Origin of the sequence: Bacillus cereus group sp. BfR-BA-01316, from assembly GCF_022664195.1 — a bacterium.
Taxonomy (GTDB): domain Bacteria; phylum Bacillota; class Bacilli; order Bacillales; family Bacillaceae_G; genus Bacillus_A.
Genome location: NZ_JAKUGX010000115.1, coordinates 1 through 256, shown reverse-complemented (window position 1 = coordinate 256; position 256 = coordinate 1). Strand labels below are relative to the sequence as shown.

Genomic DNA, 256 nt, shown 5'->3' with positions numbered 1-256 from the left:
TCCACCATATAAATTATATGAATAATATTGTCGCGGGGTGGAGCAGTACGGTAGCTCGTCGGGCTCATAACCCGAAGGTCGCAGGTTCAAATCCTGTCCCCGCAACCAAATATTCTTGTAATTTGGTTGCTAACACTTATCATATAATTATATAAATAATATTATCGCGGGGTGGAGCAGTACGGTAGCTCGTCGGGCTCATAACCCGAAGGTCGCAGGTTCAAATCCTGTCCCCGCAACCAAATGGTCCCGTGGT

General features: G+C 46.5%; 2 tRNA genes. Both read left to right on the top strand.

Annotated elements, in window-relative coordinates:
- Positions 1-31 precede the first annotated feature (31 nt).
- Positions 32-108 (top strand) — tRNA-Met (locus MR071_RS25240).
- Positions 109-165: 57 nt separating this feature from the next.
- A tRNA-Met gene (locus tag MR071_RS25235) sits at positions 166-242 on the top strand.
- Positions 243-256 lie beyond the last annotated feature (14 nt).